We start from the raw sequence: 19,636 nt of genomic DNA, 5'->3' as shown, positions 1-19,636 counted from the left end.
CCATCCCCCCTGGACCTCGGAAGCACGCCCGCCCGGTGAAAGCCGGGCGGGCTTTTTCTTGCGACAAAGGATCCGGCTCGGCGATCAAGCCGCGCGGCCGAAGACTTTCAGCACTTCCTTGACATAACTCGGCCCGACCTGGACGGCGACGCCGTCGCGCAGGACCAGGTTCACGCCGCCCTTGCCTGGTCGTTCGATCCGCTCGACTAGGCTCGGTCTCACGAAGGCCGAGCGATGAACCCGCATCAGTGCCTTGGGATCGAGCGCCGTTTCGAGCGCGTTCATCGAGATGCGGTGCAGGTAGCTGCGGGTCGCGGTGTGAAGCAGCACGTAGTCCTTTGCGGCTTCGATCCATTCGATCTGGTCGACATCGAGCCGCGCCTGTCCCTCGCGCACTGCCACCCATATCTCGCGAACGAACGTGTCGGGTTCGCCGGTCAGTGCTTCGCCACGCGCCGCGGCGGCTACCAGATCGATCCGGCGTCGGGCGCGGATTATGGCCTGCCGCAGGCGATCGAACCGCACCGGCTTGAGCAGGTAGTCCGCCGCATCCACTGCGAAGGCATCGGGGGCAAAGTTTTCGAAGGCCGTGACGAACACGATTTCGGGTCGTTCGTCTTGCGGCAGATCGGAGGCAAGGCTCATCCCGCTGCCTCCGGGCATCTGGATGTCCAGGAGCACGAGGTCCGGCCTCAGGCTGGCGATGGCGGCACCTGCGTCGCGCGCATTGCTGGCCGTGCCCACGATTTCGACATCTTCGATGGCGCCGAGGAGTTCGCGCAACCGATCGACGGCGAGTGCTTCGTCGTCGACGATGAGCAGGCGCAGGGTCATTCCGAAGGAAATTCCAGCGGCAAGCGGACGATGGCGATAAAGCCGGCTTCGCGCTGGATCGTCTCCAGCCTGCCTTCATGGCCATAGACGGCTTCGAGGCGGTCGCGGACATTGCGCAATCCCACGCCGGTGCCGCCTTCGGAGGCGTTGCAAACCGAACAATCGTTCTCCACGGCGACGACGAGTTCGGTCCCTTGCGCGCGTGCCGAAATCGCGATGGATACCTTCGTTTCGCTCGGCGCAAGCCCATGCTTGACCGCGTTCTCGACCAGCGGTTGCAGCAGGAAATGCGGCAGCTGCGCATCGCGCAACGACGGAGGGCAGTCGATGCTGAGATCGAGCCGGTCGCCGAACCGGATCCGCTCGAGCCCCAGATAGGCATCGATCGTCTCGAGTTCTCCCTCGAGCGTTTGCGGGGCATTGGGATCGCCCGCCAGGGTCGTGCGGAGGAACTCCGAAAGACTGGTGAGCATCAACTCCGCATCCGCATTGCGCTTCGTGACCACGAGCGACGAGATCGAATTGAGCGTGTTGAACAGGAAGTGCGGGTTGAGCTGGTAACGCAGCGCGGACAGCTTCGCGCGGTTCGCGAGCGACTGGGCTTGGGCAGCCTGCGTGCGTGCCTCCTGCAATTCCCATTGCTGCAAGCGGTGTGCCTCGAGCGTTTCGAGCGTCCAGAACGCGACCGCGATCAACGAGTATTGCGAGACGAATATCGCGAAATTCCCGGACCATTTGACGGCATAGGCAACACTGGCGCCATGTTCGCGTCCGAAGAAAGCATGGATCCCGTCGAACAGGGCAATATCTACAGCAGCGAGCGTCCCGGCGAGCAGCAGAACAGCCAGCGCCGAACTAGCGAAACCGACCGTCTTGCCCATCGTCCGGAACCGTGTCGTCAGCCCCAGCAGCAGAAACGAAAATCCAAGCCCGACCGCCGAGACGCTGTAATGGGACAGCACGGCAGGCAGGTCGAAGCCGTCATTGCCGCGCAGGATATAGGGCAGGAGATACAACGTCCCGCAGGCGAACCAGATCAACGCGATCAATCCCAGCGTGCGCCGCCGTTGCCGCGTGAGGGACAATCCAAGAAGCTGAGGCGCTATGGCGCCATTCCGGGTGGGCTCGTGTGGCAAGACAGGAACGGAGGGGATGCTGGCCATCTAGTCGTCCAGCGCGCTGTTGGCCGGGTCCCAGAAGACCGCCAGGCTCGTGGCCGCCACGGTAATCGTCCGTGCAAGCCCGCTGTCGCGGCCATCTGCGAGGAACAATACGGGCGCACCGTTGAGCTCGACCGCTCCGACCGGCTCGCCCTCCTGCTCGAAAACGTATCCGATGGGATTGGCCATTTCGATCGGCGACCCGTCAAGTCTGTGGATCGAGCGAATTTGCACCGTTTCACCGCCCAGCGCAATCTCGCCGTGCCGCTCGCGCCGCGACAACGCTCCGCCGAGTCCGCGCCGGACTTCCTGGAGTTCGAAGCGGGCCGGGAAGGGGCGTCCATCAGCGGTGAAATCGCAGCGATAGGCCATTGGTCGTGTTTCGAACTCGGCGATGCCGAGGTCGATACGCTTCTCGCTCACCTTGCAGGCGGCTTCGATCGTGCTGCCGATGGCGGGTCCGGACATCACGAATGACGTGTGCCCATGATTCTTCACGAAGACATCGAAGACCGCGAGCCGCCGTTCGGACCGCGTGAACGAACCGTGATATGCGCCGACTTCGAAGCGGCCGCGGGTGCCGCCGCCGATACCGGCAAAGGGCTGTCGGACCGAGGTCTCGGCAAGATCGCTCGGCAGTCGCATCCGCGCCGGTTCGACGATCGAACAGGCGCCGAGCAACGTTACGGGAATCAACAACTGGAGTATGCGCATCGGGCAAACCTTCAGCGAAGCCCTGCTGGGCCGGGATGGCGAGCATGGAGGCGAGCTCGACATTTCCCTTTTTCACTCGCGATGAGGAGGATCCGTCGCTGAACTTGGACGATCCTGCGACGAAGATGTCCTTCGCCCACTGATTACGCTTGACCCTGACACGATGTCAGGGTTCATATGTGTCATCGGCCAAGGAGAAACGCCGATGCAAGATCACGATCGTTGCCACCATCGCCATGGTGCAAATTCGCACGCCGAACACGGCGCCGCCCAAGCTATCGACCCTGTCTGCGGGATGACCGTCGATCCGGCGGCAACCCCGCATCACGCCGACCACGCCGGGCAGGAATTCCATTTCTGCAGCGGCCATTGCCGCGAGAAATTCATCTCCGATCCGGAGCGCTGGCTGAGCGATCGCCCAGCGGTCGAGGAGAAAGATGCGCCGGAGGGAACCATGTGGACCTGCCCGATGCATCCGGAGATAAGGCAGGATCATCCGGGATCGTGCCCGATCTGCGGCATGGCCCTGGAACCGGAACTGGTCGATCCGAATGCCGGGCCGAGCGAGGAACTGGTCGACATGACCCGCCGGTTCTGGATCGGCCTGGCGATGGCGCTGCCCGTCTTCGTCCTGGAGATGGGCGGGCACATGTTCTCCCAGATTCACCAGCTTGTTCCGATGGGACTCTCGGGGTGGATACAGTTTGCCTTGGCGACACCGGTCGTCCTGTGGGCCGGGTGGCCGTTCTTCGTGCGAGCTGCCGACTCGATCCGCACCCGCAACCTCAACATGTTCACGCTCATCGCGTTGGGGACGGGCGTGGCCTGGATTTACAGCGTCGTCGCCATATTCGCGCCGCAGGTCTTCCCGGCGGCGTTCAGGGCCCATGATGGGTCGGTAGCGGTCTATTTCGAGGCGGCGGCGGTGATCACCGTGCTGGTCCTCCTGGGGCAGGTGCTCGAGCTGCGCGCGCGCGAACGCACCTCCGACGCGCTCAAGGCCCTCCTCGGACTCGCTCCGCAGACGGCGCGGATGGTGACCCCCGAAGGAGATCGGGAAGTCGCGATCGAGGAGCTCGTGATCGGCGACGTGCTCCGTATCCGTCCAGGAGAGAAGATCCCGGTCGACGGTTCGGTGACCGAAGGATCATCGGCGGTCGACGAAGCCATGGTCACCGGGGAGCCCATTCCCGTTGCCAAGGCGGTTGGCGATACCGTCATCGGGGGAACGATCAATGGCACGGGCACCCTGGTCATGGTCACCGAGAAAGTCGGCCGCGACACGCTGCTGTCGCGGATCGTCCAGATGGTGGCCGAGGCACAGCGTTCGCGTGCGCCGATCCAGCGGCTCGCCGACCAGGTGGCGGGATGGTTCGTGCCGCTCATCCTCGTGATCGCCGTGGCGGCCTTCGCTGCGTGGGCCGTGTTCGGCCCCGAGCCGCGATTGGCCCACGGCCTGGTTGCGGCCGTCGCGGTCCTGATCATCGCCTGTCCCTGTGCCCTCGGCCTGGCCACGCCGATGTCGATCATGGTCGGCGTCGGACGCGGCGCGGAACTCGGCGTGCTGGTGAAGAACGCCGAAGCCCTCGAACGTCTCGAGAAGGTCGACACGCTGGTCGTCGACAAGACCGGAACGCTGACCGAAGGGAGACCCTCGGTGGTGGCGGTCGAAGCGATCGGCGAGATCGGGGAGGATGTCCTGCTCCGCCTCGTCGCAGCGGTCGAGCAGGCCTCCGAACACCCGTTGGCAGAGGCGATCCTGAGAGAAGCCGACCGCCGGTCGATCGACATCCCCCAGGCGAGCGACTTCACCTCGCCCACCGGCAAGGGTGTGCAGGCCACCGTCGAAGGTCGCGAAGTCGTCATCGGCAATGCCCTCATGCTGGCCGAACGCGGAATCGAGGTTGCGGAGCTTTCGGATCGTGCCGATGCCTTTCGCGATGATGGTGCGACAGCTGTACTCGTGGCCATCGATGGCGCGCCGGCCGGGGTGGTCGCCGTTGCGGATCGGGTGAGGCCGACCACGCCCGAGGCGCTCGCGTCGCTTCGGGCCGATGGGGTGACGGTGGTCATGTTGACCGGCGACAATCGCCGCACCGCCATGGCGGTCGCCCGCAGGCTGGGGATCGAAATGGTCGAAGCCGACGTGCTGCCCGACCAGAAAAAGGACGTCGTCGAGAAGCTGCGACATAAGGGCCGCATCGTCGCCATGGCCGGCGACGGAGTGAACGACGCCCCCGCGCTCGCCGCGGCCGATGTCGGCATCGCCATGGGCGGCGGGACGGATGTGGCGATCGAGAGTGCAGGGGTGACCTTGCTCAACAGCGACCTGACGAGCATCACGCGCGCTCGCACGCTCAGTGCAAAGACGATGGCGAATATCCGCCAGAACCTCGTCTTCGCCTTCGGCTACAATGCGCTCGGAGTTCCGATAGCTGCGGGAATTCTCTACCCGCATTTCGGGATCCTGCTTTCACCCGTGATCGCGGCGGCCGCCATGTCCCTGTCGTCGGTGAGCGTGATCGCCAATTCGCTCCGCTTGAGGAGGGCCAGGATTTGAACATCGGAAGCGCAGCGAAGAAGTCGGGGATCTCCGAACGAATGATCCGACATTATGAGAAGATCGGCCTGATCCCGGCGCCCTTGCGCCGGGACAGTGGCTATCGCGACTATTCCGATGCCGACGTGCAGCGCCTCAATTTCATCGCCAACGCGCGCGACCTTGGCTTCACGATGCAGGAAATCGGCGAACTGCTCGACCTGTGGGGAGACGAGCACCGTGCGAGCGCCCAGGTGAAGTCGCTTGCCTTGGCCAAGGCCGAAGAACTGGGGCGGAAAGCCCAAGCGCTCTCGGCCATGCGATCGAGCCTGCTGCACCTTGCCGAGAACTGCCATGGCGACGATCGGCCCGGATGTCCGATCATCGACGTCATGGCTGGCCAGAACTGATCGATCCGGGCGAGCGACATCTGCAATATTGGCGATGAAGTCTTTCCCCTGCGAGGGAGGAAGAGACTTCTACCACTGCCATCCGCAACCGGCATTCGGTCCGGCTCCGCGTCAGTCGTAGACCGTCTCCAGCAGGAATGTCTTTCCTGCCAACAGGTCGTCGCCCACGGCACGCGCCATGATAGCCGCCACATCGCCGCGCGCGGCCTTGCCTTGCGGGTCGACATCGTCGCCCAACCGGAGATTGCCGGTTTCGCCGTCGTCGGTGAGCGCGACCGGGCGCACGATCGTGAAGTCGAGGCCCGAGCGCTTGAGGTGCTCGTCGGCTGCATGCTTGGCTTCGAGATAAGGGGCGAGATCGGACTCTGGGTCGGGATCGCCGGCCCCGACCGAACTCAGCATCACGAAGCGTCGTACCCCTTGTTCGGCCGCGATGTCGATCAAACGCATGGCCCCGTCGCGATCGACCTTGCGGGTCATCTCCTCGTCGGTATCACCCCCCGATCCGGCGGCGAACACCACGACGTCGGCATCCGCGCAGACATCGTCGGGCAGGTCGGTGAGGTCGGCTTCGCGCAGGCTCACATCATCGGGCAGGACGCTGGTGTCCGAAGACGCGCGATGCATCGCAATCGGCGTGTGACCACCGTCTTTCAGCTTGCGGACGAGGCGGGCGCCGGTGTTGCCGGTCGCGCCGGCGATCAGGATATTCATGGTGTCGTTCCCTGTTTGAATGGGTCGCGGCCCATTGCGGGCGCGGGTACATTCCATCAATCGATGGGACGGCGCGAGGTTGCAGCGCCTGCGGGCAGACGGTGCGCGGCTGCGACGACCCGCGCGACGACCAAGGCAGCGCTCGGGTGAGTTGATCGGCCGGACGATCTCGCGCATCATCATCGAGGGGCGCGCAGATCGGGACACGAGTGGCGGCATGATCATTCATACGCGGCTGAATGACGGCACTGCGGTGTGCATCCGGACGGTTCGGAAGGACGACGAGCAGCGTCTAACCCAAGGCATCGCCAAGCTGTCGACGGAGTCGCGCTACCTGCGTTTCTTCTCGGGCATGCGTCAGCCGCCCCAGCACGTGATCGACGCACTGCTCGATGTCGACGGACACGATCATATCGCGTGGGGTGCGATTGCCAGCGATGAACCGGGGCAACCTGCGCTCGGAGTGGTCCATGCGTTTCGCGACGCGGACGATCCCGGGCAGGCCGAATTCTCCGTCACGGTGATCGACGAATATCAGGGGCGCGGCATCGCCAGGTTGCTGTCGACGGTGCTGCTGCTCGATTGCCGCCGCGAGGACCTCGAAAAGCTCACCGTGCACATCCTGCCCGAGAACAGGGCGGCCATCCTGCTCGCCAAGTCGCTGGGCGCGGACCACGTGCATCGGGAAAGCGGCGTCACCATCTTCGATATCGAGATCGAGCCGGCCCTCGCATCGCTCCGGGAGGTGTCGGACGTACCTGGAATAGCGGACGTGTTCGCAGCGTTCGAAGCCGGCGAGGCGTGAGCCGCGCGCCGCTCGACTGCCTTGAATGCCTGCGCTCGGTCGATTTCGACATTTCGCTAGGAGAGCACTTCAAGGCCTCGCTGCCACGCAACAAACTCATCTAGAAGGATAACTATCGACCCCAATTTTAACCAAAAAACTATTTCTCGCGTATATGGCGGACCAGATGCATTGGGTCCTGCAATTTCTCTTTCCGGCGAAGAGCTTGCGCGAGCAGCGCGAACAGATTGTGGGGACGTTCGAGAACCTGCGGCGGCAGATCCCGCTGCTCTACGCGGTGGCTCTCGTCAATCTGATCGGCATGCATGTCGCGACCAACGGCGACGAACTCCGGTGGCTCTCGCCGATCACGCTGCTGTCGGGCATTCTCCTCGGCCGAATGATCTACTGGATCGTGTTCCAGAAGCCGATCGAGGATTTCGCCAAGATCCGCCGGGAACTCATCAAGATGGTGGTGTTCACCGTCATCCTGAGTTTCGGTTTCTCGATCTGGGCGCAGTCGCTGATCACCGGATATCCCGACGAGACGATGACGATCCTGCTCTACAGCGTGCTTGCGGCGCTCGGGGCGGCCTATGGCCTGGCCAGTTTCCCGCGGGCGGCGGTGATTCCGTTGCTGATCCTGGGGATCCCGGTCGCCGTGCGCCTGTTCGCGATGGGCAATGCCTCGATGCGAGGGGTTGCGGTGAGCCTGGTGCTCGTCCTCCTGCTCGTGACCTGGCTGTTGCACGAACATGGACTTGCCCTGTCGCGCCTCGTTCATGGCCAGATCGCGATCGTCCGCGAGCGCAACCGGGCCGTCGTGGCGGAGCTCGACGCGATCAAGCGCGCGGACGAAGACGCCTTGAGCGGCCTCGCCAATCGCGGGCGGCTGGTGAAGGAAATCGAGAAATCCATCGTTCGCGGTCCGATTTCGGGCGGTGGAAGCGTGCTCGCCATCTGCGATCTCGACGGGTTCAAGTCCGCGAACGATGCTTTCGGGCATGCCGCAGGTGACGCGATCCTCAGGGAATATGCCGGGCGGCTGACGCAGGCATTCGGCGATCAGGCGCTCGTGGCTCGCCTGGGGGGTGACGAATTCGCGGTCTTCTGGCCGAACGGCTTGCCGAAAGAAGGACTCGCAGCGGCGGCCGAGAAGATCTGCAGCCTGGCCGGTGAACCCGTCGAATGGGAAAACAAGGAACTGATCGTGGGCGCTTCCTGCGGGGTTACCGAGGCAGGACCGTTCAGCTGGTCGGAGAGCGAGTTCTTCCGCCAGGCGGACTCGGCGCTCTACAAGGCGAAGGCATCGAAGAGAGGTACCTGGCATCTCTATGATCTACCCCAGTTCGAGGCCGATCAGAGACGCACGAAAATCGAGACGCTGATCCTTTCCGGAGCCGCCATCGACGAGATGGAGATTCATTTCCAGCCGATCTTCGAGATCGAGACCGAGGCCCCCGTCTTCGCGGAGGCCCTCGCGCGCTGGAACAGCCTGGACTTGGGCCTCGTGACCCCCGACGAGTTCATTCGCGTGGCCGAAGACCTCGGCGAGATCGATCGCCTGAACGAAAGCCTGTTCGAGAAAGCCGTTTCGATCGCGACGCACTGGCCCGAAGACCTTTCGCTGTCGTTCAATCTCAGTGCCGTCCAGCTGGGGCGCTCGGCTGCCTCCGAACGGATCATCCGCATCGTCGAGAAACACGGGATGGCGCCGCAGCGGATCCAGTTCGAAGTGACGGAGACGGCGATCCTGGCCGATCTCGGATTCGCCGAGAGGGAGTTGAAGAAGCTGTCGGATCACGGCTTCGTCATCGCGCTCGACGATTTCGGATCGGGCTATGCGTCGGTGGCCTATCTGCGCGAGCTGTCGTTCGACACGATCAAGCTCGACGGCTCACTTCTCGAGAACGTCCTCGAGAGCGAACGATCGCGGCAGATCCTGCTCGGACTCGTGAATTTGTGCCATGCGGCGGGCGCGAAATGCGTCGCCGAACATGTCGAGACCAACGAGCAGCTCCAAATCGCGCAGGCGATGGGTTGCGATTTCGTCCAAGGCTATTGTCTCGGAAAGCCGAGCACGAGCGAAGCCATGTTGGAGACGCTCGGCTTCGGTGGAGAGCCGTCTCCCATCAAGTTGCGGCGCCTCTCGAACGCAAGCTAGCCGGGAATCCACGCCGCGAGTTGGTCGCAAGCGGTGTGCGCGTTGCAATTGGCGCGGGCGGGTTCGTGCGGAGCGACGGGCGTTTGACGCAAATCAAGGACGTGGTGCTGCGCTGGTCCTATCCGCAGGCCATGAGCAGCGACCACAACCCCGGCTTGTCGACAACGAGTGAACAGTTCGATCGCTTCGCTTCGGCGATCCTGCCGTGCGGAATCAGCGACCGGGCATTTGCGCGATTCCGCTCGCTGGCGCGGTTCGATGGCGCCGCGACCGGGAAGGCGCCCTTGGCAAAGACGGGAGAGGACCAGATCGTCTTCGTCGCCAGCGGAGCAACCAAGCTGGTCGCCCATGCCACGCACGGGCGCGAACAGATCGTGGCGTTTCACTTTGCCGGAGATCTCGTTTCGGTGCCGGCGCGCGCCGCGCATGCCTATACTCTCGTCGCCTTGCAGCCATGCGCGCTCGTCACTTTTCCGGCCGCGGCCTTCATGCTGGCAGCGCGCGCGGAGGCGGGCCTGCTCAACGAGGTGTTGCAGCGGGCGTTGCGGGCGCTCGACCGAAGTCGCGAGAAATCGATCATCCTGGGGCGCAAATCCGCGCAGGAACGCGTCGCGAGCTTTCTCACGATCATGGCCGAACGGATCGGCGCGCCGCAGGACGGCGGTTGCGTGCTGGACCTTCCCATGTCGCGCCGCGACATCGCCGACAGCCTCGGCCTGACGATCGAAACCGTCAGCCGCCAGTTCGGCGAGCTGCGCGATCTCGGGCTGCTCGATACCTCCGGTCGGTCGATCGTCAAGCTGCACGATCTCGCCGGGCTCGATGCGAGAGCGGGGCATCTGCCGGTCGCGGCATGAAAATTCATTCAATTTGACATGGATCAATGAAGCGCGGGGCGCCCGGTCCTACCCGCTGGCAAAACGGACGGAGAATCTGGTGCAAGCAGAATCGGCTTTAGCCCGCACGGGCCTTTGGTTCATTATCACGATCCTGGCTGTCATGGCGGTTGCGACCGCGGCCGACCGCGCCTTCGCGGCGCAGGCTACGATCGTCGCCGTGATCGCCTTCGCGCTGATGTGGATGAGTGCGGTCCGGTTCGATCCGGTGACCAGTGGTCGCAGCTTCTTCAAGATGCCCGAAGGACCCTCCCGCTACGATGACGACGTCGTCCGCTGGGGCGTCGTCGCGACGATGTTCTGGGGCGTCGTCGGGCTGCTTGCCGGCCTGTTCATCGCGATGCAGCTGGCCTTTCCGCAGCTCAATTTCGAACCCTACCTCAATTTCGGGCGGGTCCGGCCGCTGCACACCAGCGCAGTGATCTTCGCCTTCGGCGGCAACGCCCTGCTGGCGACCAGTTTCCATGTCGTCCAGCGCACCTGCCGCACCCAGCTGGCCTTTCCCTCGCTCGCGCGGTTCGTGTTCTGGGGCTACCAGCTGTTTATCGTCCTCGCGGCCAGCGGTTACCTGCTCGGGATCACCCAGTCGAAGGAATATGCCGAGCCCGAATGGTATGTCGATCTGTGGCTGACGATCGTCTGGGTTGCCTACGCGATCGTGTTCATCGGCACCATCATCCGCCGGCACGAGCCGCATATCTACGTCGCGAACTGGTTCTATCTCGCCTTCATCGTGACGATCGCGATGCTCCATATCGTCAACAACCTGGCCGTCCCGGTGAGCCTTGTCGGCTCGCAGAGCTACGTCCTCTTCTCGGGCGTGCAGGATGCGCTGGTCCAATGGTGGTACGGCCATAACGCGGTCGGTTTCTTCCTGACTGCCGGCTTCCTCGCGATGATGTACTATTACGTGCCGAAGCAGGCCGAGCGACCGGTCTATTCCTACCGCCTTTCGATCATCCACTTCTGGTCGCTGATCTTCCTCTACATCTGGGCCGGGCCGCACCACCTCCATTACACCGCGCTGCCCGACTGGGCGCAGACGCTCGGCATGGTGTTCTCGGTGATGCTGTGGATGCCCAGCTGGGGCGGGATGATCAACGGGCTGATGACCTTGAACGGCGCGTGGGACAAGGTCCGCACCGATCCGATCATCCGCATGATGGTGATGGCGCTGGCCTTCTACGGCATGAGCACTTTCGAAGGGCCGATGCTGTCGATCAAGAGCGTCAACAGCCTCTCCCATTACACCGACTGGACCATCGGCCACGTCCATTCGGGCGCGCTCGGCTGGAACGGCCTGATCACCTTCGCCTGCGTCTACTACCTCGTCCCGCGGCTGTGGAAGCGCGAGCGGATGTATTCGCTGCGAATGATCAACTGGCACTTCTGGCTCGCGACGCTGGGCATCGTCTTCTACGCCGCGAGCATGTGGGTGGCCGGCATCACCCAAGGGCTGATGTGGCGTGAATACGGGGCCGACGGCTACCTCGTGAACAGCTTCGCCGACACCGTCGCCGCGCTCCACCCAATGTTCATCATGCGCGCCTTCGGTGGTCTCCTCTACCTCGGCGGTGCCCTGGTCATGAGCTACAATGTCTGGATGACGCTGGCGGGCAAGCTGCGCGAAGAAAAGCCGCTCACCGACGCGTCCTACGATCCCGAAGCCGACCGTCCGATCGTCGATCGTCCCGCCGCAGTGCCTGCCGAATAGGAGCCGACCGATGAGCATGGCCGACAAGCACAAGAAACTCGAACGCAACATCACCCTGCTGGCGGTGTGCACCTTCATCGCTGTGGCGATCGGCGGGATCGTGCAGATCACCCCGCTTTTCTACCTCGAGAACACGATTGAGAAGGTCGACGGGATGCGGCCCTATACCCCGCTCGAGCAGGCGGGCCGCGACATCTATGTTCGCGAGGGTTGCTACACCTGCCACAGCCAGATGGTCCGTCCGTTCCGCGACGAGGTTGAACGCTACGGCCATTACAGCCTCGCCGCCGAAAGCATGTACGACCACCCGTTCCAGTGGGGGTCCAAGCGGACCGGCCCGGACCTGGCCCGCGTCGGCGGAAGGTATTCCGACGAATGGCATGTCCAGCACCTCGAGGATCCGCAAAGCGTGGTGCCCGAAAGCATCATGCCGCAATACGGCTTCCTCGCCGAAACCCCGCTCGAGATCGGCGATCCGGCGGCCAAGCTGACCGCGCTGCGCCGCGTCGGGGTGCCTTATTCGGACGAAGATATCGGGCGGGCGATGGCCGACCTGATTTTGCAGGCCGATCCCGATGCCGCCGGCGACGTCGATGATTTCCTTGCGCGCTATCCGAAGGCCCAGGTGCGCGATTTCGATGGCGACCCCGACCGCATCACCGAGATGGATGCGCTGGTCGCCTACCTCCAGATGCTGGGCACGCTGGTCGATGTCGATAGCGCCGCCGCGCAGGAAGAGCTCGCGCAGGAGAAGGGTCGATGAGCTTCTACGACACCCTGCGCCACTTCGCCGACAGCTACGGCCTCGTCGTAATGCTGCTCATCTTCTTGGCATTGTGCGCCTGGCCCTTCCGGCCCGGTTCGAAGAACCGCAATCGCGCCGCGGCGCGCTCCATTTTCAAGGATGGTATCGATGGAGAATAAGCGCATCGATGAACCGACCGGCACCGAAACGGTCGGCCACGAATGGGACGGGATCGAAGAACTCGACACGCCGATGCCCCGCTGGTGGTTGTGGACGTTCTATCTCACGATCCTGTTCTCGGTCGGCTATGTGATAGCCTATCCGGCCTGGCCGCTGGTCGACAAGGCGACTGCGGGCGTGCTCGGTTGGTCGAGCCGCGGCGAGTTGGCGAAGGAAATCGATGCGGCCGACTTGGCGCGGGAAAGCGTCCGCGAAGCGCTGGCGCGCGTCCCGATCGAGCGCCTGCCCGAAGACAGCGCCCTGATGGCGCAGGCGGTCGCGGGCGGCCGGGCGGCCTTCAAGGTCAATTGCAGCCAGTGCCACGGCTCGGGCGCGGCGGGCAGCCAGGAACTCGGCTATCCCAACCTCAACGACGACGACTGGTTGTGGGGCGGCGACCTCAAGGCGATCGAATACACGCTGACCCACGGCATCCGGCAGGCCGGCCACGACGAGACCCGTACGAGCCAGATGCCCCCGTTCGCGGGAGCTTTCGACCCGGCCCAGCTAGACGCGCTGGTTTCGCATGTCCTGTCGCTCAGCGGGAAGGGCCAAACGAGTCCTGCCGGTGCCCAGCTCTATGCCGATAACTGCGTGGCCTGCCACGGCGCTTCGGGCGAAGGCGATCGTGCGGTCGGCGCGCCGCGCCTGAACGATGCCATATGGCTTCGCGGCAGCAGCCGGGAAGCGATCATGCGCCAGATCCTCAACCCGCGCATGGGCATGATGCCGAAGTGGGAAGGGCGGCTCGACCCGGTCACCATCAAGATGCTGGCAGCATACGTCCACTCGCTCGGTGGGGGGGAGGACTTCGTCGAAGTCGCCGAGGATCCCGAGGTCGAGGTAGATGAACAACCCTGACCATCCCGGCGGCAAGGCCGAGCGCGACCGTTCGGTCGTCGTGGAGGACGGTCTCGCCAAGACCAACGAGCCCGTCAGCAGCGCGGTAGCCGAACCGGGTGCGGCCGCGCGTCGCCACGAGCCGCACGAGCCGCCGCGCCAGCACCTGCAGGAAAAGCTCTACAAGCCGCGCGAACCGGTCCACAACAAGCGGATCGACGGCCCCTTCCGCCGGTTCAAATGGTTCGTGATGCTGGTGACGCTCGGCATCTATTACGTCACGCCGTGGCTGCGCTGGGACCGCGGGCCCTATGCGCCCGACCAGGCGGTGCTGGTCGATATGGCCAATCGCCGCTTCTACATGTTCGGGATCGAGATCTGGCCGCACGAATTCTACTTCGTCGCAGGCCTGCTGATCATGGCCGGGATCGGCCTGTTCCTCGTCACCAGTGCGGTGGGCCGCGCGTGGTGCGGCTATGCCTGCCCGCAGACGGTCTGGACCGACCTTTACCAGCATGTCGACCGGCTGATCGACGGCGACCGCAATGCGCGCATCCGGCTCGACCGCGCCCCATGGACCTGGGGCAAGGTCTTCCGCCGCGGCTTCAAGTGGACGATCTATGCGCTGATCGGCCTGGTCACCGGCGGCGCCTGGATCCTCTATTTCGCCGACGCGCCGACGCTGTTCCGCGATTTCTTCGCCGGCGAGGCGGCACCGATCGCCTACGTCACGGTCGCTATCCTGACGCTGACCACGGTGACGCTCGGCGGGTTCATGCGCGAGCAGGTGTGCATCTACATGTGCCCCTGGCCGCGCATCCAGAGCGCGATGCTCGACGAGAAGTCGCTGATCGTCACCTACAAGGACTGGCGCGGCGAACCGCGCGGCAGCCTCAAGAAGGCGAAGAAGCAGCCCGAGGCGTTCGGCGATTGCATCGATTGCATGCAATGCGTGCAGGTCTGCCCGACCGGGATCGACATTCGCGAAGGTCCGCAGATCGGCTGCATCACCTGCGCGCTGTGCATCGACGCCTGCGACAAGGTGATGGCCGAGATCGGCCGTCCGCGCGGCCTGATCGATTACGCCACGCTTGAGGATTGCGAGCGCGAGGCCAAGGGCGAGACCCCGCGTTCGCCCTGGCGCACGCTGCTGCGACCGCGCACGGTGGCCTACTCGCTGATCTGGGGCAGCATCGGGCTGGCGCTCCTCTTCCTGCTCGGGGTGCGCAGCCATACCGAGCTGACGGTCTCTCCCGATCGCAATCCGCCCTTCATGCTGATGAGCGACGGCTCGGTGCGCAACTCCTACACGCTCAAGCTGCGCAACATGGAGAGCCGCCCGCGCGATATGGAAGTCTCGATCGAGGATCTGCCCGGCGCGCTCATGTGGTCCGACACGATCCGCCGTGCCGATGCCGCGCGCGCGCAGACCGTCACCGTGCCGGCCGACCAGACGCAAACGGTGCGCGCTTATGTCATGGTGCCGGCAGGCACGCCGGCGCGGGACTTCACGTTCCGCATCACGTCGCAGGACGAACAACGCGAGACAGATGCCGTCGAGACTCGCTTCTCGGCCCCGGGAGACGACCAATGAGGCAGCAATTCACCGGCAGGCACATGGTGGCGATCCTCGTCGGCGGTTTCGGGATCGTGATGGCGGTCAATTTCTACATGGCGTCGCTCGCCACCCAGGGCTTCGGCGGGGTAGTGGTCGAGAATTCCTACGTCGCCAGCCAGAAGTTCAACGGCTGGCTCGAAGAGGCCCGCGCGCAGGACGAACTCGGCTGGTCGGCGGATGTTTCGCGCGATGCCGACGGACGCCTGCGCGCGACCGCCGCGGGGGTTCCGGTCGGGGCCGAGATAGCCGCCCGACTGCGCCGCCCGCTGGGCCAGCCTGAGACACGTGAGGTCGTCCTGCTCGGTGAGGGCGGCGGGGCCTATGGATCGGCCGAGGCGATACCCGCCGGTCGCTGGATCGTGCGCGTGACGATCAGTTCGGGCGCCGATCGCTGGACCCGCGAACTGCGTCTCGAATGAACGCGCCCGTCGCCATCGATGCGCCTCGAACAGACGATCTGCTCGACACGCGCTTCACCGTGCCGGGGATGCGCTGTGCCGGCTGTATCGCCAAGGTCGAGCGCGGATTGAACGAACTCGAGGGGGTCGCGAACGCCCGCGTCAATTTCTCCGCCAAGCGGGTCGCGGTGCAACACGATCCGCGCCTCGACGAGGAGAGCCTGGTCGAGGAGCTGCGCCGTCTGGGCTTCGAGGCGCAGGCGCTCGCGGAAAACCCACTGGCGCAGGACGATAGCGAAGCGAAGGCGCTGCTCCGAGCGCTCGCCGTCGCCGGCTTCGGCATGATGAACATCATGCTGCTTTCGGTGAGCGTCTGGTCGGGGGCGGGCGGGGTGACGCGCGAGCTGTTCCACTGGCTCTCGGCGCTGATCGCGATCCCGGTGATCGCCTATTCGGGGCGCCCGTTCTTCGCCTCGGCGGCGATGGCGCTGCGCTACCGCCGGACCAACATGGACGTGCCGATTTCGATTGGCGTGTTGCTCGCGACGGGCCTCAGTATCCACGAGACGCTCTCCGGGGGCGAGCATGCCTATTTCGACAGCGCGGTGATGTTGCTGTTCTTCCTCCTCGCAGGCCGCGCGCTCGACGCGACGATGCGCAACCGCACCCGCGCCGGCATCAAGGCGCTGCTGGGGCGGATGGGGCGAAGCGCGGGCGTGGTGCAGGCGGACGGATCGATCGCCCGGCTCGACGCGGATAGGCTCGAATCGGGTATGGTGATGCTCGTGGCGGCGGGCGAGGCGCTCGCCGCCGACGGGGTCGTCGAGCAGGGCAGGGGGGCGATCGATAATTCGCTGCTCACCGGGGAAAGCGTGCCCGTTCCGGTCGGCGAGGGAGCTGAAGTCCATGCCGGGGCGATCAATTTGCTCGATCCGATCCACGTCCGCATCACCGCCACCGGCAGCGATACCGCGATTGCCGAGATCGCCCGGCTGATGGACGAGGCGGGCCAGTCGCGCAGCCGTTATGTCCGGATCGCCGATCGCGCCTCGCGCCTCTACGCCCCCGCGGTCCATTCGCTCGCGGCGCTGGCCTTCGTGGGATGGATGATCGCGGGCGCGGGATGGCACCAGTCGCTCGTGATCGCGATCGCGGTGCTGATCATCACCTGTCCCTGTGCGATGGGGCTCGCGGTCCCGGCGGCGCAGGTCGTCGCCTCGGGCGCGCTCATCCGCAGGGGCCTGCTGGTCAAGGACGGCAGTGCGCTCGAACGGCTGGCCGAAGTCGATACGGTCGTCTTCGACAAGACCGGCACGCTGACGCTGGGGGAACTGCGGGCCGAGGTGGATGCGCTCGACGCCGAGCAGCGATCGGTTGCGCTCGCGCTGGCCCAGGCCAGTCGCCACCCGCTCAGCGTGGGACTGGCAAGGACATTGGCCGAGCGCGATGTCCGGCCCGCCGAGGTCACCGCCATCGTCGAGCGTGGGGGCCAAGGCATGTCGGGCCGCCACGGCGATCAAGCGGTGGCATTGCAGAAGCCCGAAGGCGCGGGTGCCGTCCCCGCGGTCGACCTTCGGATCGGCGATCGGGTCGCCTCCATCGCCTTCGCCGATCGCCTGCGCAGCGATGCCGGCGATGCGGTGGCCCGCCTGCGAGTGCTGGGGCTCGCCCCCTCCATCATCTCCGGCGACGGTGACCGGGCCGTGGCCGAGATCGCATCGGGGCTGGGAATCGCCGGGGCGGGCACGATCGATCCGGCCGGCAAGCTCGCCACGCTCGAGGCAATGAAAGCCGAAGGCCGTCGCCCCCTGATGGTGGGCGACGGGCTCAATGACGGACCGGCGCTCTCCGCGGCGCATGCCTCGATCGCTCCGGGCACTGCCAGCGACGTCAGCCAGCAGGCGGCCGACGCGGTCTTCATCGGCGAGCGGCTGATGCCCGTGGCGCTGGCCGTCCAGGTAGCGCGGCGCACGATGGCGGTGGTGCGGCAGAATTTCGGGTTTGCGATCGGCTACAACGTCCTCGCCGTCCCGCTGGCGCTGGCCGGCTTGGTCACGCCGCTGATCGCCGCGATCGCCATGTCGCTGAGCTCGCTGGTGGTCGTCGGAAATTCGCTGCGACTGGCGCGCGCGGCTAAGGACGACGTGGCATGAGCGTGCTCGCCTATCTCATCCCGATCGCGCTCGGCATGGGGGCGCTCGGCCTCGCCTTGTTCTTCTGGGCGATGCGCGACGGTCAGTTCGAGGATCTCGACGGCGCGGCCAATCGCATCCTCATCGACGAGGACGAGGGCGAGAACGTCGGCGAGGAGGAAACCTCGTGAATGCGTTCTATCCGGCGCTCGTGGTGCTCCTGCCTGCTTTGCTCGGCCCCCTGCCGGCCGAGGAAGACCGGATTTCCTTCGCGCCTTGCGGCAGCGACGAGGTGGTGACGATCGAGATTCCCCGCGAGGCCCCCAGGCCGGCGAAGGACGCTCCGTGCCACGCCAAGGCATGTCACGCGGCCTGCAACCGCAAGCAATTTGATCCAGCGCAATGACTGAGGTCCGCGCCTCGCCCAAAGCGAGGGGCATGTGGACCTATCACCCCGACCTGCTCGCGACGCCGGTGCCGCGCTACACCAGCTATCCCACCGCCGCCGAATTCGGCGCGCTCGGCACCCACGACTACCGCCAGGCGCTCGAAACCGTCTCGGGCGACGTATCGCTCTACCTCCACATCCCCTTCTGCGAGAAGATCTGCTTCTATTGCGGCTGCAACACCGGGGCGGCGGGACGGCGGCACCGGCTCGAATCCTATCTCGCCGCGCTGCACCGCGAGATCGAGACCGTCGCTGCGCTGCTTCCCGCCGGTACGAGGGTAGGGCGGGTCGCGTTCGGCGGTGGCAGCCCGAATGCCATTGCGCCAAGCGACTTCATGCACCTGGTCGAGGCGCTGGCGACCCGGTTCGACCTCACCGATCCGGTCTATTCGATCGAGCTCGATCCGCGCACGATGACCCGCGAATGGGCGTCGACCCTAGAGACCGTGGGCGTCGAACGCGCCAGCCTCGGCGTGCAGACATTCGCCGCGCATTGCCAGCAGCGGATCGGGCGGGTCCAGTCGGAGGACTTGATCGTCCGGACCACCGACTGGCTGCGCGAAGCGGGCGTGAGCTCGCTCAATTTCGACCTGATGTACGGCCTGCCGGGCCAGTCGCGCGAAGACCTGCTCGACAGCCTTCATCGGACCCGCGTGCTCGGGGCCGACCGGATCGCCCTGTTCGGTTATGCGCATGTCCCGCATATCGTGCCGCGCCAGCGGGCGATCGATGCGAGCGACATGCCCGACCAGGCCGAGCGCTTCGCGATGGCGGCGCTCGGCTACGGCTATCTCGTCACCCACGGTTACACGCCCGTCGGCTTCGATCACTTCGCCCTGCCCGGCGGCGACCCGCTCGCGCATGCGGCCCTTTCGGGGCAGCTCCGCCGCAATTTCCAGGGCTTCACCGACGACGACGCCCCCAACCTCGTGGGGCTCGGCGCGTCGGCTATCAGTGTATTTCCGCATTTGCTGGCGCAGAACGAAAAGAACAGCGGTCGCTACCGGATGCGCGCGGGCGCAGGGAGGCTGTGCGCCGACAGGGGCATCCACCGTTCGCCCGAGGAGCGCCTTCGCGGCGATACGATCGAGGCGCTGCTGTGTCGCGGCGAAGCCCGATTGCCGCCATGCCTGCTGAACGAGGTGCGGGGTGGGCTTGAGCCTTTCATCGATCGCGGCCTCGTGTCGTTGCACGACGACCGCCTGACCATCGAACCCGACGGGCTGCCCTATGCGCGCACCGTCGCCGCATTGTTCGACCCGCATCGCAAGATGTCCCAGCGCCGCTTCAGTTCGGCGGTCTAGCAA

Annotated in this window: 19 protein-coding genes; 15 read left to right on the top strand and 4 right to left on the bottom strand. The window is 65.2% G+C overall.

Annotated features, from left to right (window positions below):
- Window positions 1–84: 84 nt before the first annotated feature.
- The 3 genes from T8S45_RS05575 to T8S45_RS05565 form a co-directional block, all read right to left on the bottom strand.
- Entirely contained in the window at window positions 85–834 is a 750-nt protein-coding gene (locus tag T8S45_RS05575) for a LytR/AlgR family response regulator transcription factor (RefSeq protein ID WP_322294987.1), read from the bottom strand.
- Entirely contained in the window at window positions 831–1,874 is a 1,044-nt protein-coding gene (locus tag T8S45_RS05570) for a sensor histidine kinase (protein WP_322294986.1), read from the bottom strand. Before T8S45_RS05570 ends, T8S45_RS05575 begins: the two co-directional genes overlap by 4 nt.
- Before the next feature lie 123 nt (window positions 1,875–1,997).
- The gene (locus tag T8S45_RS05565; protein WP_322294985.1) at window positions 1,998–2,708 is read right to left on the bottom strand and encodes a VV20781 family protein; all 711 of its coding nucleotides are present in this window, start codon (window positions 2,706–2,708) and stop codon (window positions 1,998–2,000) included.
- 205 nt (window positions 2,709–2,913) lie between these two features.
- Between T8S45_RS05565 and T8S45_RS05560 the strand changes: the two genes are divergently transcribed.
- Window positions 2,914–5,268 (top strand): heavy metal translocating P-type ATPase, encoded by a 2,355-nt coding sequence (locus T8S45_RS05560; protein ID WP_407654930.1) that lies wholly within the window; start codon window positions 2,914–2,916, stop codon window positions 5,266–5,268.
- Window positions 5,265–5,657: a Cu(I)-responsive transcriptional regulator gene (cueR, locus tag T8S45_RS05555; RefSeq protein ID WP_322294983.1), complete on the top strand. Its 393-nt coding sequence runs from the start codon at window positions 5,265–5,267 to the stop codon at window positions 5,655–5,657. The genes T8S45_RS05560 and cueR overlap by 4 nt, the downstream gene beginning before the upstream one ends.
- 111 nt (window positions 5,658–5,768) lie before the next feature.
- Here cueR and T8S45_RS05550 read toward each other — a convergent pair whose 3' ends face one another.
- Window positions 5,769–6,371, bottom strand: a complete 603-nt coding sequence (locus T8S45_RS05550) for an SDR family oxidoreductase (RefSeq protein WP_322294982.1) — start codon at window positions 6,369–6,371, stop codon at window positions 5,769–5,771.
- Window positions 6,372–6,522: 151 nt separating this feature from the next.
- Here T8S45_RS05550 and T8S45_RS05545 point away from each other — a divergent pair, with 151 nt between their 5' ends.
- The 13 genes from T8S45_RS05545 to T8S45_RS05485 all read left to right on the top strand — a co-directional run bounded on the left by T8S45_RS05545 (window position 6,523) and on the right by T8S45_RS05485 (window position 19,633).
- Window positions 6,523–7,176, top strand: coding sequence for a GNAT family N-acetyltransferase (locus T8S45_RS05545; RefSeq protein WP_322294981.1), 654 nt, complete (start codon window positions 6,523–6,525; stop codon window positions 7,174–7,176).
- 154 nt (window positions 7,177–7,330) lie between these two features.
- Window positions 7,331–9,319 (top strand): putative bifunctional diguanylate cyclase/phosphodiesterase, encoded by a 1,989-nt coding sequence (locus T8S45_RS05540; protein ID WP_322294980.1) that lies wholly within the window; start codon window positions 7,331–7,333, stop codon window positions 9,317–9,319.
- Between the two features lie 131 nt (window positions 9,320–9,450).
- Window positions 9,451–10,176 carry a helix-turn-helix domain-containing protein gene (locus T8S45_RS05535; protein WP_322294979.1) on the top strand — a complete coding sequence of 242 codons (726 nt, stop codon included), beginning with the start codon at window positions 9,451–9,453 and terminating at the stop codon, window positions 10,174–10,176.
- 142 nt (window positions 10,177–10,318) lie between these two features.
- Window positions 10,319–11,929, top strand: a complete 1,611-nt coding sequence (gene ccoN / locus T8S45_RS05530) for a cytochrome-c oxidase, cbb3-type subunit I (RefSeq protein ID WP_188642009.1) — start codon at window positions 10,319–10,321, stop codon at window positions 11,927–11,929.
- Window positions 11,930–11,939: 10 nt separating this feature from the next.
- A complete protein-coding gene (ccoO, locus tag T8S45_RS05525) occupies window positions 11,940–12,692 on the top strand; it encodes a cytochrome-c oxidase, cbb3-type subunit II (protein WP_322294978.1) in 753 nt (250 codons plus the stop codon).
- The gene (locus T8S45_RS05520) at window positions 12,689–12,853 is read left to right on the top strand and encodes a cbb3-type cytochrome c oxidase subunit 3 (protein ID WP_188642007.1); all 165 of its coding nucleotides are present in this window, start codon (window positions 12,689–12,691) and stop codon (window positions 12,851–12,853) included. The genes ccoO and T8S45_RS05520 overlap by 4 nt, the downstream gene beginning before the upstream one ends.
- Entirely contained in the window at window positions 12,843–13,754 is a 912-nt protein-coding gene (gene ccoP / locus T8S45_RS05515; RefSeq protein WP_322294977.1) for a cytochrome-c oxidase, cbb3-type subunit III, read from the top strand. The genes T8S45_RS05520 and ccoP overlap by 11 nt, the downstream gene beginning before the upstream one ends.
- On the top strand, window positions 13,741–15,327 hold the full coding sequence (gene ccoG, locus T8S45_RS05510; protein ID WP_322294976.1) for a cytochrome c oxidase accessory protein CcoG: 1,587 nt from the start codon (window positions 13,741–13,743) through the stop codon (window positions 15,325–15,327). Before ccoP ends, ccoG begins: the two co-directional genes overlap by 14 nt.
- Complete coding sequence (locus T8S45_RS05505) at window positions 15,324–15,770, top strand: FixH family protein (protein WP_322294975.1); 447 nt, start codon at window positions 15,324–15,326, stop codon at window positions 15,768–15,770. The genes ccoG and T8S45_RS05505 overlap by 4 nt, the downstream gene beginning before the upstream one ends.
- On the top strand, window positions 15,767–17,902 hold the full coding sequence (locus tag T8S45_RS05500; RefSeq protein ID WP_322294974.1) for a heavy metal translocating P-type ATPase: 2,136 nt from the start codon (window positions 15,767–15,769) through the stop codon (window positions 17,900–17,902). Before T8S45_RS05505 ends, T8S45_RS05500 begins: the two co-directional genes overlap by 4 nt.
- Entirely contained in the window at window positions 17,899–18,072 is a 174-nt protein-coding gene (gene ccoS, locus T8S45_RS05495; protein WP_322294973.1) for a cbb3-type cytochrome oxidase assembly protein CcoS, read from the top strand. Before T8S45_RS05500 ends, ccoS begins: the two co-directional genes overlap by 4 nt.
- Window positions 18,069–18,287, top strand: coding sequence for a hypothetical protein (locus T8S45_RS05490; RefSeq protein WP_322294972.1), 219 nt, complete (start codon window positions 18,069–18,071; stop codon window positions 18,285–18,287). The genes ccoS and T8S45_RS05490 overlap by 4 nt, the downstream gene beginning before the upstream one ends.
- Before the next feature lie 32 nt (window positions 18,288–18,319).
- Window positions 18,320–19,633: a radical SAM protein gene (locus tag T8S45_RS05485; RefSeq protein WP_322295195.1), complete on the top strand. Its 1,314-nt coding sequence runs from the start codon at window positions 18,320–18,322 to the stop codon at window positions 19,631–19,633.
- Window positions 19,634–19,636 lie beyond the last annotated feature (3 nt).

Origin of the sequence: Pseudoblastomonas marina, from assembly GCF_034374265.1 — a bacterium.
GTDB lineage: Bacteria > Pseudomonadota > Alphaproteobacteria > Sphingomonadales > Sphingomonadaceae > Alteriqipengyuania_A > Alteriqipengyuania_A marina.
This window is presented reverse-complemented; position numbering and strand designations above follow the sequence as displayed.